Raw genomic sequence first — 18,149 nt, forward strand, 5'->3', positions numbered from 1 at the left:
ATTAATGTAAAAGGATACCTAAGATAAAAATATTCTTTGAACATACTGATAATATAATGAATATTCTGGATAAAAAGGTGTTTTTTTAAAGAATCAGGTTGACTTCACTGAGAATATGCTATATATTAATACAAAATTTATAAGAAAAACGTTGATAAGGACATGAGTTTTTTCTATCCGGTTCACAGAGAGGGAAGCCACGGCTGCAAACTTCCCAACCCTGAGAAAATACTTACCGCCTTGGAGTTGTATTGATGAAATCCCAGTATTCAATACCGTACTGCTGCGATAAAGCACCTAAAGCTGCCAAGTTTCACTATTGGCGGGAAGCTGGGTGGAACCACGGGTCCAAAGCACACTCGTCCCTTTTACAGGGATGGGTGTGTTTTTTATTTTCAAAAATTAAATAAAACAAAGTGATGACAAGGACATGAGTTTTTCTTACCGGTTCACAGAGAGGGAAGGCCAGGCTGAAAGCTTCCCAACGCAGAAGAGAACACTTACCGCCTTTGAGCCGTGTTGGTGAACCCGCTAGTAACCAATGCCGCAGAAGCTGCGATAAAGCGAAACGAAGCCGCCATTTCATTTGGCGGGAAGCTGGGTGGAACCACGGGCCAACACACACTCGTCCCTTTTTACAGGGATGGGTGTGTTTTTTATTTACTAAATTATGTGGGAGTGGGATGAACATGGCACACAAGGAAATCATCATCAAGTTTCCAGACGGAAAAGAAAAAAATTACCCGGCAGGAGTTTCACTGGCTGAAATTGCTCAATCGATCAGCCCCAGCTTGAAGAAAAGATCGGCAGGGGGCAAAGTGAATGGAGTTCTGTTTGATTTGAACAGGAGGATTGAAGAAGATGCCTCAATTGAACTACTGTCCTTGCAATCAGAAGAAGGGGTGAAGATGATGAGACACAGCGCCGCCCATATCCTCGCTCAAGCGGTGCAACGTTTGTATGGAAACGTCCAACTAGGCGTTGGTCCTGTCATTGACAACGGTTTTTATTACGATTTAGACCTCGAAAAGAGTCTTTCTCAATCTGATTTGGTGGAGATTGAAAAGGAAATGAAGAATATCATCTCTGAAAACCATCCGATAAGTCGGGAAGAACTATCCAGAAAAGAGGCCGAATCCCTGTTTTCCTCAGATCCATTGAAAGTGGAATTAATTGAGGATATTCCAGAGGATGAAACACTCTCTGTATACAGGCAAGGCGAATTTGTTGACTTATGCAGAGGGCCGCATCTTCCATCAACTGGAATGGTCAAAGCCTTCAAGTTAACTCATGTGTCAGGAGCGTACTGGCGGGGAGACAGCAATAACAAGGTCCTGCAGCGTGTTTACGGTGTCGCTTTCCCTTCACAGGAAGAATTGGATGAGTATTTCCTCTTCCTTGAGGAAGCACAAAAACGGAACCATCGTAAGCTCGGTAACGAGTTGGAGTTGTTCATGTTCTCTGAAGAAGCTCCCGGAATGCCATTTTATTTAAATAACGGCCAAAAGATCCGAAATGAACTGGAGTCCTTTTTAAGACAGATTCAGAATTCCTTTGACTATGAGGAAGTACGTACACCCATCATGATGAACCGCAAGCTTTGGGAGCAATCGGGCCATTGGGAGCATTATAAGGAAAATATGTATTTTTCCGAAGTGGACGATCAGAGCTTTGCCCTTAAACCGATGAACTGTCCGGGACATATGCTGATCTTTAAAGATAAACTCCATTCGTATCGCGATCTTCCCATTAGAATGGCTGAATTCGGGCAGGTTCATCGCCATGAGTTCAGCGGGGCATTGAACGGCATGTTAAGAGTGAGGACTTTCTGTCAGGATGACGCCCATATTTTTGTTACTCCCGATCAAATTGAAGAGGAAATCACTTCCGCTCTAAAGCTGATTGATCATGTTTACCGTACTTTTGGCTTTAATTATGATATTGAGCTCTCAACTCGGCCGGAAGATTACATGGGAGAAGAAGCTCTTTGGGACAAAGCAGAAGGCTCACTCAAAAATGTCTTAACTAAATTAGGTTACAGTTTTTCTATTAATGAAGGAGATGGGGCCTTCTATGGACCGAAAATTGATATCCATATCAAAGACGCTTTGAAACGGAGCCACCAATGCGCAACTGTACAGCTTGATTTCCAGATGCCTGAGAAATTCGAACTTCACTACATTGATGAAAATAACCAAAAGGTAAGGCCAGTCGTCATCCACCGTGCTGTTTTTGGTTCAATTGACCGTTTCCTCGGTATCCTGATCGAGCACTTTGCCGGTGCATTCCCGGTTTGGCTTTCACCATTGCAGGTAAGTGTGATTCCGGTATCAAAAAGGCATCACGGTCAATATTGTGAAGAAATCAGAAGCCGATTGAAAGAGGAAGGCCTTCGTGTGGAATGTGACCTGAGAGAAGAAAAACTTGGATATAAAATAAGAGAAGCTCAAATGAAAAAAGCTCCATATATCTTAGTAGTGGGGGATAAGGAGCAGGAGAGTCAGACAGTGAATGTGAGAAGTTATGGAGAACAGAATTCTCAAGAGGAAAAGCTGGAAGAGTTTATTGCCAGAGTAAAACAACAAATAAGAGATAAAAGTCTTAGTTTGGCTCACAGTGAGTACTAACCAACTTTTAAAAGGGTATGCCAGTCGATTCCACGCTCATACCCTTTTTTTAATTGATACTGCCAACACTCTGCTTTTGCATTCTTTGTGCATTCTTTGCCCGCGGGCTGTGCTCCTAGACCTTTTCCGGTTATACAACCAATCCATTATTCCCCGTTAGCCTACTAAGCTCTGCAAAATTCCCAGTAGTGAAGATTCCCCACCACACGCTGCTAGCAGAAATCGTTGATGTACTCGCCCGCGTGAATTCAATTTTCTTTTCTTTTAGAAAATGAAATCCCTCCAAGCTGATAAACAATGGACATCCTGTAAAGACAACATGATGTTTAATCTACCTTACATCTTTTACTATGAGAATTTTATTAATGAATATCAGTTGATTCAAGTGGAAGGTGCGGGACGTCCAGTTACGGCGCCAAGCCCTTGGGGTCACCTACATGGACCTGGGAAAGCAGCTATATATATCAAAAGCAACAATGTCTGTGAAAAGAGCTTTTTCTTTATTATAGTTTGCTACACCCATTCCCTTGTTTAACTGCATGATGACAAGGGAATAGGTGATGAGGACCAGGAAATACACCTTATTAAAGAGAGGAAGATGAGAATGGTTAAAGCATTGTTTCTAAATTGCACTTTAAAAGGCGGAAAGGAACAGTCCAATACCGAAGCACTCATGCATGATGTCATTGATATTATGGATAAGGAAGGAGTTTCTTCAGAAATAGTACGCCTGAGCGAATACTCCATCTCTTACGGAATCACTGCAGATGCAGGTGATGGAGATCAATGGCCTGAAATATTTGAAAAAGTAAAAGAAGCAGATATCCTTGTTATCGGAACTCCTATTTGGCTGGGAGAAAAGAGCAGCATTGCGACATTGGCGATTGAGCGTCTTTACGGTGCAAGCAGTTTTACAAATGATAAAGGCCAGTATCTTTACTATAATAAAGTGGGTGGAGCCATTGTCACCGGAAATGAAGATGGAGCTAAACAAGCATCTGCTTCCATCATCTACGGACTTTCTCATATTGGATTTACAATACCTCCGAATGTGGATACATATTGGGTGGGAGAAGCCGGTCCAGGCCCATCTTACATTGAAGCCAACGGCAGCGAAAACGAATTCACCATGCAAAATGCAAAGATCATGGCGTATAACCTGATTCATTTCGCTAGGCTTCTTAAAGAGCAGCCAATTCCTGCTGAAGGAAATGTCGTAGAATAATAGCCCCTGCGAACGCGCGCAAAAGATCTGTTTTTACATTTTTTTAGGCAGTTCACATTGAAATGATCGCTACATTCTATCACCCCCCCTTGAATTCTGAATTGACAGAAAATAACCATTCCCGTAAACTTTTTAGTACAGTGCGGGAAGGCAGGTGTAACTATGGAATCCAGAATTAGAATGATTCCTGAAGAGGAAGCTGAAGGAAAACTCAAAGAACTCTATGAACGTTTCAATGGAAAAATGGCAAACATTTTAAAAGTGCATTCGCTGAACCCGAATTCCTTAGATGCCCATCTGAACTACTACAAGGTCATTATGTTTGGTAAATCTCCGCTCAGCCGGAAAACCAGGGAGAGTATTGCTGTCGTGGTCTCTGCAACCAATGAATGTTTTTACTGAATGGAACATCATGGGGCGGCGCTCCATCTCGTGACTAGAGACGATCATTTGGTTGAAGGACTCAAAAGCGACTATAGAAAACTCGAGCTCGATAATAAAACCAAAGCAATGTTTGATTACGCTGTGAAGTTGACCAAAAAACCGCATAGTGTTGAAGATGCTGATATTGAAACTTTAAGAGAAAACGGCTGCAGTGATGATGAGATATTGGATGTTTGTCAAATCACTTCCTACTTCAACTTTGTCAATCGTATGGCTGAAGGTCTTGGGGTGAAACTCGAGGATCAATAATGAAAGAGAGCTGTCTCAGCAGGGGATGAACCCACCCTGAACTGAGGCAGCCTTTTTGTGTAAAGGGGCAGTAACATTCTGCCTTCTCTTGAATTTCAACCCATATTGAAATAATAGAATATTTTCAATTCAAGACATCAGAAGAGTTTGATTTGTATTTAAATAGAACCGTTCACAATTATGCAAAAGAGAAGGCTAAGGCGGGAAACTGGTCGAATGAAAAGCATTTGAAAACTCTATAAAAGATTTAGAGCGCCTGCTTCCAACAGAGAAGAGTCGGAAGATAATTATCTCTATACAATTTTGGATGAGAATACAGCAGCAGGCTCCATCTGGCTGGCCAAAATTCCTGAGGATACAGGATACATTTATGACATTCATATTAATCCGGACCAACAGGGAAAAGGCCATGACAAACAAGCTATGAAAGAAATTGGAACCATTGCTAAAGAATTAGATTTTACTAAGATTGAATTGTATGTATTCGGCCACAACAAAGTTGCAAAAACCTGTATGAAAACTGGATTATGAAGTTACCAACATCATTATGGCTAAAAATCTTACTTAAGAAAGGCTTTTTTTTAAACTTTGTTGCTAATTACTATAAATTTCAAAACAATATAGTCATAATTCACAGAACGAAAACAGCCAAATGAGTAGCCACCAGTACCAGAACTGGTGGCTTTTTCTTGTTTTTTGATAAAATCACCGTTTCTACAAATACTAAGGACTAATCAAGAAAAAGGGAGTGGCCAATATAGTCCTTACACAATATATCATTCTCACTTGGTTGTTTTCTGTCTTTGTATATTACCTTCCGAAAAAGATCCTATTCATTGAAGCTGCCTTTGTTTTTATGGTTCAGGCGATCCTACTGCGCAACCACTATTCCATATTAGGTTTGAACCTGGAATATATACAGTTGCCCAACAAAAAAGATCTGTTCATTGCCTTCATTCTGTACAGGAGCTTCATGCTGCCTATATTTTTCATTTTGCTGCTGAATATCACACTAATGACGAACAAAAAAATCGTGAAATCAGCCATTCTAACGACTGGTGCTGTATTGTTGTTGCTCCTGGAATGGATGAGCCATAAAGCAGAATTGGTAGGATATAATAATTGGAACCTTCTGCTTCAAACATGTACGAATCTGCTTCTGGTCGCTAGCACCTTTATTTCATATCAATTAATAAGACGACTCATGAAGAGGGTGATCGTTTGACAGTTATTTATGATCATCAATTTAATGTAAATGAATGGTTCATACTCATCGTTTTAGCCCTCAGTTTTGTTTCCTTATTTTTTTTAAAACCGAGGATGGAACTGCCGCTGTTACTTACCATTTATCTTTTTGGAGTCACCTCCGGTATGTTTTTTGACCATACGATCAGTCTCAATCCTTTTAACTTTTATGACGTAAATGATACGTCAAACTATCAATTGATCGATTTTATTTCATATGTGATGTATGGCCCTTTTGCATACTTTTTTGTCTACTTCTATGAAAAGTTTAAGATAACCGGTATGAAAAACATCCTTTACGTCATTATCTGGACCGTAGTTGCCATTTGTGTTGAATGGGTTGCCCATAAGGCTGGAATATTTCACTATCGAAACGGATACAAACTGTTCTATTCCATACCCATTTATTTATTTAACCAGACTATACTTATCGGTTTCTCAAACCTTATCCTTTCAGAGTTCAAGCAAAAGCAGAAAATAAAGCAGGTCATAAAAACATAAAAAAATAGGATTTCCCTCTTGACGCTGGAACGCTGTTCAATGTATAGTCTATATATACTTTATTGCATAAAAGCATAAAAGCGTTAAAGCAAAGAAGCAATTCGCTGAAATTACATATATGGCAGCGTGCGAAAGCAGTTACAGAGACTGAATGGGTGGTGTGAATTCAGGCAGCTTACAAGTGAATTACATCGTACATAAAGACTGTCACACAATGAAGTGGGTGGAAGGTCAATCTTCCATCAACAAGGGTGGTAACGCGGAGCTCCTTCGTCCCTTATGGGTGAAGGGCTTTTTTGTATTCTTTTATAAAGGCTCTTTTCTTAAACTTTGTTGCTATTTAATATAGATTTCATAAAATATGACCTTATTCACAGAAAATATGCTGGTAAGCAAGCAAGAAAAGAGCTAATTCACCTTGTTCAAGAAAAAAGACCTTATCTTAAATATCGAAAACAGCGTTTATAATAGAGGTGCAGAGAAATGGCTTTGGCAGTCGAGATGATTAAATTACAGTTTGAAAGATTAGGTGAAAAACAACAGCATGAGCAGTTGGAACAATTCCTGAGAGGGATGAAACCTAGGAAGGAAGTAAAATCTTTTTCTAAGAAAGATGTGCCTGAAGAAGTGGTCAAAAGAGCAATCTTGTCGGCAGGAACTTCCCCGTCTGGAGCCAACCAGCAGCCTTGGTCGTTCATCCTCATCTCAGATGAAAAGATAAAGCAAATAGTTAAACAAGAATTAGCAGAGGATCAAACAATTGTTGAAACTGCTCCATTTCTTGTAGCCTTATTCAAGCAAAAACACGGTGTGGAGATGAATGAATCAGGGGAGTCTGTGAAAGTAAAACACTACTATCCAAATGAATCTGCTGGAATTTGTGCCGGATTTTTTATTACAGCACTGAATCAAGCCGGCCTCCATTATAATCTTCACAAACCGGTGAAAGCTTTAACAAAGATTTTGCATCGCCCTGACAACGAAGAACCATTCATGCTCTTTTCTATCGGAATTGCAGAAGAAGAGGCAAATTCAACGGTTCATCGGCCCGGAGACCATATAGTTTCTGACGTAGATCTTGTTGTTCCTGACTCCGGAGACAGCAGGGAAACGCCTTTATCAGGTGATTATTATCACAGCATTCGAAAGCGACGTAACGTAAGGGACTTTTCTATAGACGGGATAGACAGAACTCTAATACAAAAAGCCTTTCAGTCCTTGGAGTCAAGTCCGTTCCCGGATTCCTACCGTTTTGCTGTTATCACAAACACAGAAACAAAGAGATTAATCAGGGAAAAAGCTGAACAGGAAGAAAAGAAATTCTATGAAGAAAAGATTACCGAAGAATGGAGGGATGTCCTGAAGCCGCTCGGTACAAACTGGGAAAAAGCCCACCTGACGGATGCTCCATTCTTAATCATCGGATTCAAGGTGAACAGCAGTGAAGGCAGGGAAACAATTTATTCCCATAAAACTAGACCGATCATATCAGCATCAGTCAATACAGGTATCCTGATGAGCGCCATCCATCACGCAAATCTTTGTATGCTGACCCATACACCGAGTCCTATGACCTTTTTAAGGGACTTGTTGAAGCGGCCTAAGAATGAATTGCCAATAGTGGTACTTCCAGTCGGATATCCTGCAGAAAACTGTGAAGTGCCGAATATAGGTAAAAAACCACTAGAAGAAATTTTGACAACAATGACAGAAAGAGAAGGTGAAGCATCATGAATAACGGATTAAAACGAGAATTAGGAAAATGGCATGGATATGCCTTGATGATAGGGGGAATGATCGGCTCCGGTATCTTCGTCGTAACAGGAGAAGCAGGAGCACAGGCAGGACCTTCTGTGCCATTCGGCTATGTTGTGCTTTTGCCGGTATTGCTTTGTTCCGCTCTGGCATACTTAATCTTTATGAGTACGCCGCTAGGGAACAGTCCTGGGGGAGCATATGTCCACATCAGCCGAACGTTCAATAACTACTTTGCAGGCTTCCTGTTCATGTGGTTCCAGTACATTGCGTTGCTGGGTGTAATGGCGATCATGGCCATTTCGTTCGGTGATTATATCTCAGGTGTTATCGGAGCAGGAAATACGGCAATCTTAGCAACAGCTTTGCTGCTGGTCTTTTACCTTTTGAATATTATCGGAGTGAAGTGGTTCGGCGTTGTACAACTTGTTATGTCGGCAATTCTCTTTGTAGCGATTCTTGTGCTTGTAGTACCTGGAGTGTTCTTTATCGAAACTGAAAACTTTTCACCTATGCTGCCAAATGGCTGGAGCGGTTTTGTAGCGATTTTACCATCCTTGTTCTTTGCCTATTTCGGATTCGAGCAACTGGCACAGGCGGGAGGGGAAATGAAGGACCCACAAAAAGCAATGCCTAGAACAATGCTGATCGGTTCATTTGCAACTGTTGTCATCTATTTCTTGATCTCGATTGTCGCGTTTGGTGTTGTACCATATGATCAGCTTGCTCAATCACAGAGTGCCATGTTCGACGTAGCATCTGTGTACCTGCCGGCTGGAGGTAAATGGATTGTCATGACAGGTATCATCATGGCATTTGCGACCACCTTGAACTCCCTGGTAATGGTAGTATCGAGAATGTTGTTTGCATTTGCGGAAGACTGTGTCATCCCGGAAGGAATCGCAAAAGTAAACAAACGCTTCAATACTCCACATATTGCGATTACCATCAACACCATCATTGTTCTGGCCCTTATCTGGACAAGAACTCTCGATTACTTGTTAAATGTTGCTCTGCAAGGGATGTTCCTGATGTACATCGGACATGCAATCGCGATGATCGCACTTCCGTTTGTCAGACCAGCCTTGTTCCAGACAGCACTCATTAAACCGAAACTGCCTTTGGTCATATTCTGTGGTATCTTTTCTCTAAGTGTATTGCTTTTCTTCAGTTACACATTGATTTTCTCTGTCATCAAGCTTCTTCTCATCTGGACTGCAGTTGGAATCGTAATTTTCCTGCTTGGCAGAAGACAGGGAAAGAGCAAGCAGTTTGATTACAAAACACAATTAGAGAATGCCTGGAAATAAGATTTTTTGGTTACAATGCTTAAATCACATCAAAAACGTCCTGTGTATTGATACAGGGCGTTTTGTTTTTGTTATAAGGGTAATTCTCTTTATTTAGTTTTAAATGTAGGTTGAATCATTTTATGGGCCAACATCTCTCAGATTTGTAACTCTCATTGGCCCATTTAGTCATTTAATGGACCAATATCCCTTTGATTTGTTACTCTCATTGGCCCATTTAACCATTTAATTGACCAACACCCTTTAGAGTCGCAACTCTCATTGGCCCATTTAACCATTTTATGGGCCAACACCCGTTTAATTTGCAACTCTCACTGGCCCATTTAACCATTTAATGGACCAACACCCTTTAGAGTCGCAACTCTCATTGGCCCATTTAGTCATTTAATGAACCTACACCCCATACTTTCTTAATTCTCACTGGCCCAATACCAAAAGACACTCCGTTTCTCAAGAGAACAACGTCTTAAGTCTCATATAGGCAAACATAATTCTCGCATGGCGGCCCTCCGGTGTATCTTCATGGAGTTTATCCCTCAGACTATCTATGAATTGACGGTCACAATGACAGCAGGGCCCATACTGGCTGTAACATTCATCATGCACCTTGCAGGCAGCATCAACTGCATTGACAGGGGATCCGGGACCGCTGCACCCAGGACCGCAATATCTATAACCCGGAAAAAGGCAAAAGCCATTGGATTTCCTTCGATTTCTCTCTGGGGAATGCATAACTATTCCTCCTTATAAGCTCTTTAATACAAGATATGCGACAGAAACATCATGGCTTGTTCAACAGCCTAAAAGGAAAGGAAATCTCATAACAGTCGGGACTTCCGTTGATACAGGGCCCCTTCCTCTCACATAGGATGCATAGAGAACCCTTTTGAGAGGAGGTCCAGCATGTTTGGTAATTTCGAAAAAAAGACCGGCGTTAAAATGGATGACATCATGAAGCTTGCCCAGTCCTTCCAGAACACGAACTTCAAGGATGAAAAGCAAGTCAGAACCATGATTAAAAAAGTGGCTCAAATGGCCAATAAACCTGTCTCCAGAGAAAAAGAAGAGATGCTTGTACAGGCAATCACCAGCGGGAAAGTACCTAAGGATATGAATGAAATCCAAAAGATGATGAATAAGAAGAAATAATTTGAAAAGGGGTGATCCGAATGCATTCGGATTCCCCCCTTGTTCATTTACCTTATACTTTGCAAGACTTCAAGAATAAATAATACAGAAAAGATGAACTACATCATTTGTTTTTATAGTTACATAAACAGTAGACTTATAGGAGAAATAGAAAGAGGGGTTTGCAAATGAAAAAGCTTTTATTAATTGGGGGAGGCCACTCACATCTGCATGTGATAAAAAGGCTGCAGAAACATCCATTAAAAGACGTAAGTATTACATTAATCTCCCCTTCAAAGTATCAATATTACTCAGGAATGTTTTCTGGATACACAGAGGGTCTATACTCACAGGATGATATCAGAGTGAACCTTCAAAAACTGGCGGAATCTGCTAACATTAACTGGATCGAAGGGGCTGTTCTATCTATGGATCCAAACCAGAAAGTCGCCTTGACAGATGGAGGAGAAGTCATCAACTTCGATGCAGCCTCATTTGACATAGGCTCTATGACTGCAAGTGTTGACAAGATAGGTGCCGCATCCAATGTTCATACTATAAAGCCTAACTACAAGTTTATCGATACAATTGATACTGTACGCAGAGCTACACAAGTTGTCATTGCGGGAGGCGGCGCGGCAGGGATTGAACTCAGTGCATCCCTTACAGCCTGGCGAAGAAGGAATGGGATACCCACTCCGGTTACTTTGATAACTGGAAGCCGTCTGCTGAATCAAAAATCTGAGAACATATCAAGGGCAATTGAAAAAGAATTGATCAAGCTGGATATTAACCTGCGCACACATGAAGAGATCACAAGCTTTGATAATCACTCCGCTAACTTGTCGAGCGGTGAAAATCTCTCTTTTGATGAACTGATCTGGTTAACAGGGCCAAAAGCACCTGATATATTCAGGCTGTCCAAATTGCCTGTAGATTCAAAAGGCTATATAGCGGTTGAAGATACCCTGCAGGTAAAACAGTATCCATTTATCTTTGCAGCAGGAGAATGCGCTTCAATGGTCCATTATCCTGACTTAGATAAGGCCGGTGTATATGCAGTTAAGCAGGGGCCGGTTTTATACGAAAACATCAAGGGATTTTTTGAAAGCGGAGAGGGACTTCTATATAAGCCTCAAAGTAAGTATTTATCCATTCTGTCATTGGGGAATAAACGGGGCTTTGCCATGTATGGAAATCGATATTACACAGGCAAACCGGCATGGATGCTCAAAAATCGGATTGATACTCGTTTTGTTAAACAATATAACCGGTAAGATTATTAATTAGGATATAGGTAGTAATCGTGCAGAATGGTTTCATCTTGTGCTCATTTTGCTGCCTATTTTTTCTAAGATAGCTTTTGAAGGGTAAAATGTAAGCTGGATTACAACAGAGGACTCTTGGATTGTATTCGTTAAAATGACATGTTATAGTTTTTCTGTACCAACTGGTTGGTAGAGACCTTTGAATGTATTAATAGTTGCCTCTTTAATAACGTTGCTTTCGTATAAATTTGAGACCCCGCAAGCGAACTGAGGAGGCTCACCGTACGCCGCGCGGAGTCGCACAGCTGCAGTGAAATCAATTCGGCACAATTCATACGAAAAATAGCCTTATGGCGGCTTGCTTTATTGATAGATGGCAACACAACTATTACTAACAGGAGTGGATAAGAATGATTGAAAACATTACAGCATTTTCTAAAGGAATGTACACAGAAGGAACTTCTCATGGACACAAAGTAATCATTGATGAACCAGCGAGCATGGGAGGTACTGATAAAGGTGCCAACCCGTTGGCAACCCTGCTGATTTCATTAGCTGGGTGCGAAAATGCTATTGCTAATTTTGTCGCAAAGGAAATCAATTTTGACCTTCAAGGAATTGATTTTGAAGTCAGCGGTGATATCGACCCTAGAGGAATGATGGGGAAGAGGGAGTCCGCCCGTATTTCAAGAAAATCACTGTAAATGCAAAGGTGCAAACAAGTGAATCTCAAGAGCGAGTTGACGAATTGCAACGAATTGTAGATGCCCGCTGTCCTATCTATACAACAATGGTCGCTGCAGACGTTGAAATGATCCCTAATTGGACAAAAGAATAACAATACCTAAAGGCATGGACTTTGAGTCCGTGCCTTTTATAATGAGTAAACCTTTGTGTGACAAACCGTCTATTCTGTTGTCCAAAGTGTCCGGTTTCTGTACATTTCAGACACACTCATGCGGAATATATACTGACTTCACGCCTGGCACAGTTCTTGCTTGATATAAAAGAAGAAGGTATAAACAGGAGGTCATATAAATGAAAGTCAGTGAAACAATCGCAATTGTAACAGGTGGAGCATCAGGATTGGGAGAATCGACTGTAAGACAGATTATCAAGCAAGGCGGAAAGGCAGCAATATTGGATTTATCAGAAGAAAGAGGACAATCATTAGTTGGAGAATTGGGAGAAAAGGCTATTTTCGTAAAGACAGATGTAACAAGTGAAAAGGAAGTCACGAACGCCATTCAGATTGCTGTAGAGTCATTTGGTTCCATTAATGCAGTCGTCAATTGCGCCGGCATCGGTGTTGCATCTAAGCTGTTGTCTCGCAAAGGAATCCATTCCCTCGATTTGTTTACTAAGGTGATTTCCATCAATTTGATAGGATCGTTCAATGTTATCCGGCTTGCTTCACATCAAATGTCCAAAAACGAGCCGAATGAGCATGGTGAAAGGGGAGTCATCATCAATACAGCTTCGGTAGCGGCATTTGAAGGGCAAATCGGTCAGGCCGCTTACAGTGCCTCAAAAGGTGGAATCGTCGGAATGACACTTCCGATTGCAAGGGAACTTGCTTCCTATGGTATCCGTGTTATGACGATTGCCCCTGGATTGTTCCATACACCGATGTTCGAGTCCTTGCCGGCGGAAGCCATTGACTCACTCGGGAAAATGGTCCCTTTCCCTCCGCGGTTGGGGCAGCCTTCAGAATACGCATTGCTCGTTGAAAGTATCATCACAAACCCTATGTTGAATGGAGAAACAATCCGGCTTGACGGCGGTATCCGCATGCAGCCGAAATAAATGGAACAAACTGTAGTGTTAATCGATAAGGTTCTGTTCTCGAGGAAAATAGTGAAAATTTAAGCAAAAGAAAAGGACGGAATCACCTATGTTCGTCCTTTCTTTTGCTTAATATGAAAGGTTTCTTTTTTTAGAAAAGGCTCTGTTAAATGATTAATATTAGAATAAAAAGAACTGTTGTTCTGTAATGTTTATATAAATACGGACAAAAGTGAGTGGTTTCAAATGGCGTTAGTGGACATCATTAAGGAGATTCAAAAACTTAATACCGCAGACCAACTTCGTTTGAAAGAGTTTTTTACAAAATCTCTTGGATTTTTAAAGAGGTATCCGAGCAGAAACATAAAGATGGCTACACCTGCACTCACTGTCATTCGAATAATGTTGTCCGATTCGGAAAATATTCCGTTAAAGTAGGAATGAAAACTATGGAACGGCAGCGTTAACGCTGTAAAGATTGCCGTAAAACTTTTACTGATGTTACGAATACCCCTTTACGGGGGTCGCACCTTCCTCACAAATGGTTGGATTTTACAGTGTATGATTGAAGGGTACTCTTTACGCAAGGCATCTGAGCTGATTGAAGTCCACTATGTCACCCTTTTCTATTGGAGACATAAGATTTTATCCGCTTTGAAACAAATGGATTTTAAATAATTTTCTGGTATTGTTGAAATGGATGAAACCTATTTCTTATACTATGAAAAAGGTAAACGAAATTTAAATAGGCGTAAAGCTCGCAAGCGTGGCGATGCTTCTCAATTCCGTGGAATCAGCAGAGAACAAGTTTGTGTGCTGATTGCCAGGGACCGTCAAAAACTGACTTATTCCAGAGTGATAGGTCAGGGGCGTATTGTAAAGTCCCGATTAGATAAAGCAATTGGCTCCAAGCTATCCAAATCAAATATTCTTTGTACCGATGCTTGGCGGGCATTTAAAACCTATGCAAAGGACAAAGGTTTAGAGCATTATCCTTTCAAATCTGATGGAAAGGAACGTGTTAAAGGACTCTACCATATCCAAAATGTTAACAACTATCATAGTCGTCTGAAAGGCTGGATGGACCGTTTTAATGGCGTGGCAACCAAATACCTCGACCATTATTTGAGTTGGTTTCATTTCTTGGACCTAATATCCGTAACGATTCTACAACGGTAAGCAAAATGATTATAGATAGTTGCTTGTTCACAACAAATGTTAAGAATCGGACACTCAGACTATCTGGTTTCAAATTATAATATGGTCAACTGCTTAGGTACTTAAATAAGGAAGGTGGTTATTTAATGAAGAACTGGGTTCCGTTTTCTGACCAAGAGTACGACCAAATTTGGGACAGGATATATAGAGATTTTAAATTTGAACCAAGTATTTCTATTTTCCCGTCATTTCAGGTGCCGCATCCTTTTATAACATATGATATTACCGATTATTTCGGGGATTCGGCAGATTTAGATGCTTATGATGACCTTGAAGAAAAAGCGTTAGATGCATTTAAAGAGACCACATTAGTTGACGAATATATATTGGGACTCGATTGGCAACACGAATGTTATTGGGTAAATCCACGCTTAGAATTCGAAAAAGATGAATTCGGAGAATGGACAATACCAATCTTTCCAAATGGTGATTACTATTTCTTTATCCAGAAGGATTTTAAATGGGGCTATTTAGGACACCCTTGGGAAAGAAGTATAACTATATTTGGGAAAGAATTAATAAATGCTTTTGATAAACACAAGCCAAGAATGTTTCGTAAGATTTTAAGACAGGGCTAATTCATTACCTTTATTAAGGACCCAAATTGGATCCCTTATCTTTTGAGAAAATCAACACTATTATTTAACAGAGCCTTAGATAATGAATAAACAGAGGATGTGTAGTTTTAAATATAACAGTTTTCCTTTTACATAGGACTGATTCGAAAACTTTTGATTGATTGGAGTGGAAGGTGTACGACCTCCTGCGGGACTTGCGGTCGCCTAGCTCCAGCACCCAGCCCCTCGGGGTTAAATAACCCAAAGAGAATAAAAGGAAAATTCACCATTTCTTCTCATCGGAACATTTGCCTGTCGGGCCTGAACGGGGTGCTTCCACTTTTGATGACAGGTGAGACCGAGGTTACGTACCCACTGGAACGTAACCCCGCAAGCGCAGCTGAAAAGGCTCACCGCCCGCCCCCCGGACTGGAGCGGAAATCAACTATATTCTTTCACGATACATATACTATAAAGCCTTTAAAAAGAGGCTTTTTCATTAATTTTACAGCCTTTTCCTGTCCAAGCGTGTACCTTTATCTCAATAAGCTTTATAATAAGATTAAGAGATTGAATTTTCTGATTTCACCAAAGACTATTTTCTACTAACTTTCACTTACGGTCCTTCCATGTTGGAGCGAGGACATCATAGTCAAACCCACCAAGGAAGCCGACTTAAAGTTCAAACATTAACAATTCTTTTAAATAATATGTAAGAAACTTAAGGGGGGATTGAGATGATTCACTTTCAGGATATCGTTACTCCTGTTGACTGCATGGTTACAGAAGAAACAACACTTAAAGAAGCAGTGGAAATCATAAAACAGAAAAAATGGAATCTGCTGCCTGTTACCGATAACCAAGGAGATCTCCAGGGGATTTTTACCCGAAGCGGCCTTTTCCAAATGATCCTAGAGTCAACTCCATTGGACACACCAATCAAATCCTATATCAAAAAGGAAACACAAACAATCAGGATCGATACGCCCTATCATGAAATAGAACAAATCGTAAAGACTAGTAAGGCTGGTACAGGGGTGGTTTTGGATGAACATGGCAAAGTGATCGGATTACTGACGAAAACAGAGATGGTTATGACTCTGTTGAAATCGGCCAGTACACTGAAAGATCAGTTGGAAACAATCCTAACACATTCCAATATCGGTGTGCTGATGACGGATGAGCATTTACGTGTCATCTATGCTAATGCCTCGTTCTCTAAGATCACCGGCCATCCGATCAATTCCATCTATTCTAAAGACCTTAATGAAACATTCCCAAGCTTGCCAATGGAGACCCATGGACCTTACCACTCTGAAGAATATAAATCGATCTTACATATGTCAGCCTACGAAACTGTTACACATAAGCAAGGCAAAATCATTTTATTCCAAGATATCTCTGAAATTGAAAAGATGGCGGAGGAACTGCAAACAATAAAGAAATTGAAATTAACGATCGAAACGGCATTAGACCATGCCTATGATGGAATCTTGATGACTGATGAACACAATGTCATCAAGATGGTCAGTCCGCCGCTGCTTGAACTTTTCAACCTGGATAAAAAAGACGTATTACATAAGAAAGTAGATATTGTAATGCCTCAGTTAAAGCTTGACCAAGTCTTTAAAACGGAAGCTGCCGAAGTCAGCGATCTGCATGAAAGGAATGGCATCAAATACATTGTCCATAGAATTCCGATCAAAAAGGAGGGAAAAGTGATCGGGGCAATTGGTAAGGTAATGTTCCGCCAGCTGAATGAGGTAAGTGCACTTTTCAAGAGACTGCAAAAAGCTGAAAGCAAAGCGAGTTTTTATCACCAGCAGCTGCAAAAATCCGAAACAGCAAGATTTACCTGGGATCATATTTTAAGCAAACATCCTTATATGGACAAGTTAAAGAAAAGTGCGGCAAAAGCAGCTAAAGGCAGATCGACTGTGTTGATCAGGGGGGAAAGCGGAACTGGCAAGGAATTGTTTGCACATGCCATCCATAACAGCAGTGCAAGAAGCGACGGGAAGTTTGTCATTGTCAATTGCGCAGCCATTCCTGAAGATTTACTAGAATCGGAGTTCTTCGGTTATGATGAAGGAGCTTTTACCGGCGCGAAGCAACGTGGCAAAGTAGGAAAGTTCGACCTTGCCAATGGCGGGACACTTTTCCTAGATGAGATAGGCGATATGTCGGTTGCTCTTCAGGCGAAGTTATTAAGGGTTCTGCAGGAGAGAGAGTTTTACCGGGTCGGGGGGAACTCACGGATTAAGGTCGATGTTCGTATCATCGCTGCCACCAATCGGGATCTGGAAAAGATGGTGAAGGAAGGCGAATTTCGGGAAGATTTATATTATAGATTGAATGTCATCTCCTTGAAGATTCCTCCATTAAGGGAACGGATACATGATGTTGAATATCTAACCAGTCAATTGATGATTGAACTAAATTCCATGCTTGGCACAAGTATTACCGGTATATCCCCCAAAGCGAAAGAATCATTGCTGCAATATAATTGGCCTGGCAATGTACGGGAACTCAAAAACATTCTTGAACGGGCGATGACCTTTGCAGAGCATGGGAACATACAGGTAGAAGATCTGCCGGATTATCTGATCGACCAACTTACAATACCTAAGAAGGAAAAAAACGGTCTTGCAGAGGATGCTGAGCTAGAGGCGATCAGAAAGGCGTTGACCCAGGCAAACGGCAACAAAGCTCAGGCCGCCCGGCTCCTTGGGATAAGCCGCTCAGGATTATATGAAAAACTCAAAAAATATGAGTTATCAGCAAAGGGAAGTTGATTTTCACAGGTTAAAGGTACCAGTCTGAACGGAGTTAGTAAA

At 41.0% G+C, this 18,149-nt stretch carries 15 protein-coding genes and 1 pseudogene; 15 read left to right on the plus strand and 1 reads right to left on the minus strand.

Annotated elements, in window-relative coordinates; all coding sequences use genetic code 11:
- Positions 1 to 689 precede the first annotated feature (689 nt).
- The 8 genes from thrS to BSG1_RS05450 all read left to right on the plus strand — a co-directional run bounded on the left by thrS (position 690) and on the right by BSG1_RS05450 (position 9,356).
- Complete coding sequence (gene thrS, locus BSG1_RS05410) at positions 690 to 2,627, plus strand: threonine--tRNA ligase (protein WP_044022460.1); 1,938 nt, start codon at positions 690 to 692, stop codon at positions 2,625 to 2,627.
- Between the two features lie 598 nt (positions 2,628 to 3,225).
- Positions 3,226 to 3,852 carry a flavodoxin family protein gene (locus tag BSG1_RS05415; RefSeq protein WP_006835914.1) on the plus strand — a complete coding sequence of 209 codons (627 nt, stop codon included), beginning with the start codon at positions 3,226 to 3,228 and terminating at the stop codon, positions 3,850 to 3,852.
- A 162-nt stretch (positions 3,853 to 4,014) separates the two neighbouring features.
- On the plus strand, positions 4,015 to 4,545 hold the full coding sequence (locus tag BSG1_RS21635; RefSeq protein WP_332248298.1) for a peroxidase-related enzyme: 531 nt from the start codon (positions 4,015 to 4,017) through the stop codon (positions 4,543 to 4,545).
- Between the two features lie 303 nt (positions 4,546 to 4,848).
- Entirely contained in the window at positions 4,849 to 5,076 is a 228-nt protein-coding gene (locus tag BSG1_RS19725) for a GNAT family N-acetyltransferase (protein WP_006835917.1), read from the plus strand.
- A 217-nt stretch (positions 5,077 to 5,293) separates the two neighbouring features.
- Entirely contained in the window at positions 5,294 to 5,770 is a 477-nt protein-coding gene (locus BSG1_RS05435; protein ID WP_006835919.1) for a hypothetical protein, read from the plus strand.
- Positions 5,767 to 6,291, plus strand: coding sequence for a hypothetical protein (locus tag BSG1_RS05440; protein WP_006835920.1), 525 nt, complete (start codon positions 5,767 to 5,769; stop codon positions 6,289 to 6,291). The genes BSG1_RS05435 and BSG1_RS05440 overlap by 4 nt, the downstream gene beginning before the upstream one ends.
- Before the next feature lie 483 nt (positions 6,292 to 6,774).
- Positions 6,775 to 8,025, plus strand: a complete 1,251-nt coding sequence (locus BSG1_RS05445; protein WP_006835921.1) for a nitroreductase family protein — start codon at positions 6,775 to 6,777, stop codon at positions 8,023 to 8,025.
- Positions 8,022 to 9,356, plus strand: a complete 1,335-nt coding sequence (locus BSG1_RS05450) for an APC family permease (RefSeq protein WP_006835922.1) — start codon at positions 8,022 to 8,024, stop codon at positions 9,354 to 9,356. Before BSG1_RS05445 ends, BSG1_RS05450 begins: the two co-directional genes overlap by 4 nt.
- 450 nt (positions 9,357 to 9,806) lie before the next feature.
- On the opposite strand, the gene BSG1_RS20155 is transcribed toward BSG1_RS05450, so the two are convergent.
- The gene (locus tag BSG1_RS20155) at positions 9,807 to 10,088 is read right to left on the minus strand and encodes a phospholipase (protein ID WP_083802843.1); all 282 of its coding nucleotides are present in this window, start codon (positions 10,086 to 10,088) and stop codon (positions 9,807 to 9,809) included.
- A gap of 171 nt (positions 10,089 to 10,259) precedes the next feature.
- Between BSG1_RS20155 and BSG1_RS05460 the strand changes: the two genes are divergently transcribed.
- The 7 genes and pseudogenes from BSG1_RS05460 (at position 10,260) to BSG1_RS05490 (ending at position 18,107) form a co-directional block, all read left to right on the plus strand.
- A complete protein-coding gene (locus BSG1_RS05460; RefSeq protein WP_006835924.1) occupies positions 10,260 to 10,505 on the plus strand; it encodes a stage VI sporulation protein F in 246 nt (81 codons plus the stop codon).
- Positions 10,506 to 10,672: 167 nt separating this feature from the next.
- Entirely contained in the window at positions 10,673 to 11,761 is a 1,089-nt protein-coding gene (locus tag BSG1_RS05465; protein ID WP_006835925.1) for an NAD(P)/FAD-dependent oxidoreductase, read from the plus strand.
- 401 nt (positions 11,762 to 12,162) lie between these two features.
- Entirely contained in the window at positions 12,163 to 12,456 is a 294-nt protein-coding gene (locus BSG1_RS05470; RefSeq protein WP_006835926.1) for an OsmC family protein, read from the plus strand.
- Positions 12,457 to 12,790: 334 nt separating this feature from the next.
- On the plus strand, positions 12,791 to 13,558 hold the full coding sequence (locus tag BSG1_RS05475) for a 3-hydroxyacyl-CoA dehydrogenase (protein ID WP_006835928.1): 768 nt from the start codon (positions 12,791 to 12,793) through the stop codon (positions 13,556 to 13,558).
- Between the two features lie 225 nt (positions 13,559 to 13,783).
- Positions 13,784 to 14,796, plus strand: a pseudogene (locus BSG1_RS05480) (IS1595 family transposase).
- 45 nt (positions 14,797 to 14,841) lie between these two features.
- The gene (locus BSG1_RS05485; protein ID WP_006835932.1) at positions 14,842 to 15,333 is read left to right on the plus strand and encodes a DUF2716 domain-containing protein; all 492 of its coding nucleotides are present in this window, start codon (positions 14,842 to 14,844) and stop codon (positions 15,331 to 15,333) included.
- Positions 15,334 to 16,049: 716 nt separating this feature from the next.
- A complete protein-coding gene (locus BSG1_RS05490; RefSeq protein WP_006835934.1) occupies positions 16,050 to 18,107 on the plus strand; it encodes a sigma-54-dependent Fis family transcriptional regulator in 2,058 nt (685 codons plus the stop codon).
- The last annotated feature ends 42 nt before the right edge of the window (positions 18,108 to 18,149 follow it).

Source organism: Bacillus sp. SG-1 (assembly GCF_000181495.1).
Taxonomy (GTDB): domain Bacteria; phylum Bacillota; class Bacilli; order Bacillales; family Bacillaceae_B; genus Rossellomorea.

Bases quoted from the DNA above. Each gene is read 5' to 3' on its own strand.
- thrS (WP_044022460.1), top strand. From the start codon at position 690: ATGGCACACAAGGAAATCATCATCAAGTTTCCAGACGGAAAAGAAAAA.
- BSG1_RS05415 (WP_006835914.1), top strand. From the start codon at position 3,226: ATGAGAATGGTTAAAGCATTGTTTCTAAATTGCACTTTAAAAGGCGGA.
- BSG1_RS05445 (WP_006835921.1), top strand. From the start codon at position 6,775: ATGGCTTTGGCAGTCGAGATGATTAAATTACAGTTTGAAAGATTAGGT.
- BSG1_RS05450 (WP_006835922.1), top strand. From the start codon at position 8,022: ATGAATAACGGATTAAAACGAGAATTAGGAAAATGGCATGGATATGCC.
- BSG1_RS20155 (WP_083802843.1), bottom strand. From the start codon at position 10,088: ATGCATTCCCCAGAGAGAAATCGAAGGAAATCCAATGGCTTTTGCCTT.
- BSG1_RS05460 (WP_006835924.1), top strand. From the start codon at position 10,260: ATGTTTGGTAATTTCGAAAAAAAGACCGGCGTTAAAATGGATGACATC.
- BSG1_RS05465 (WP_006835925.1), top strand. From the start codon at position 10,673: ATGAAAAAGCTTTTATTAATTGGGGGAGGCCACTCACATCTGCATGTG.
- BSG1_RS05470 (WP_006835926.1), top strand. From the start codon at position 12,163: ATGATTGAAAACATTACAGCATTTTCTAAAGGAATGTACACAGAAGGA.
- BSG1_RS05475 (WP_006835928.1), top strand. From the start codon at position 12,791: ATGAAAGTCAGTGAAACAATCGCAATTGTAACAGGTGGAGCATCAGGA.
- BSG1_RS05485 (WP_006835932.1), top strand. From the start codon at position 14,842: ATGAAGAACTGGGTTCCGTTTTCTGACCAAGAGTACGACCAAATTTGG.
- BSG1_RS05490 (WP_006835934.1), top strand. From the start codon at position 16,050: ATGATTCACTTTCAGGATATCGTTACTCCTGTTGACTGCATGGTTACA.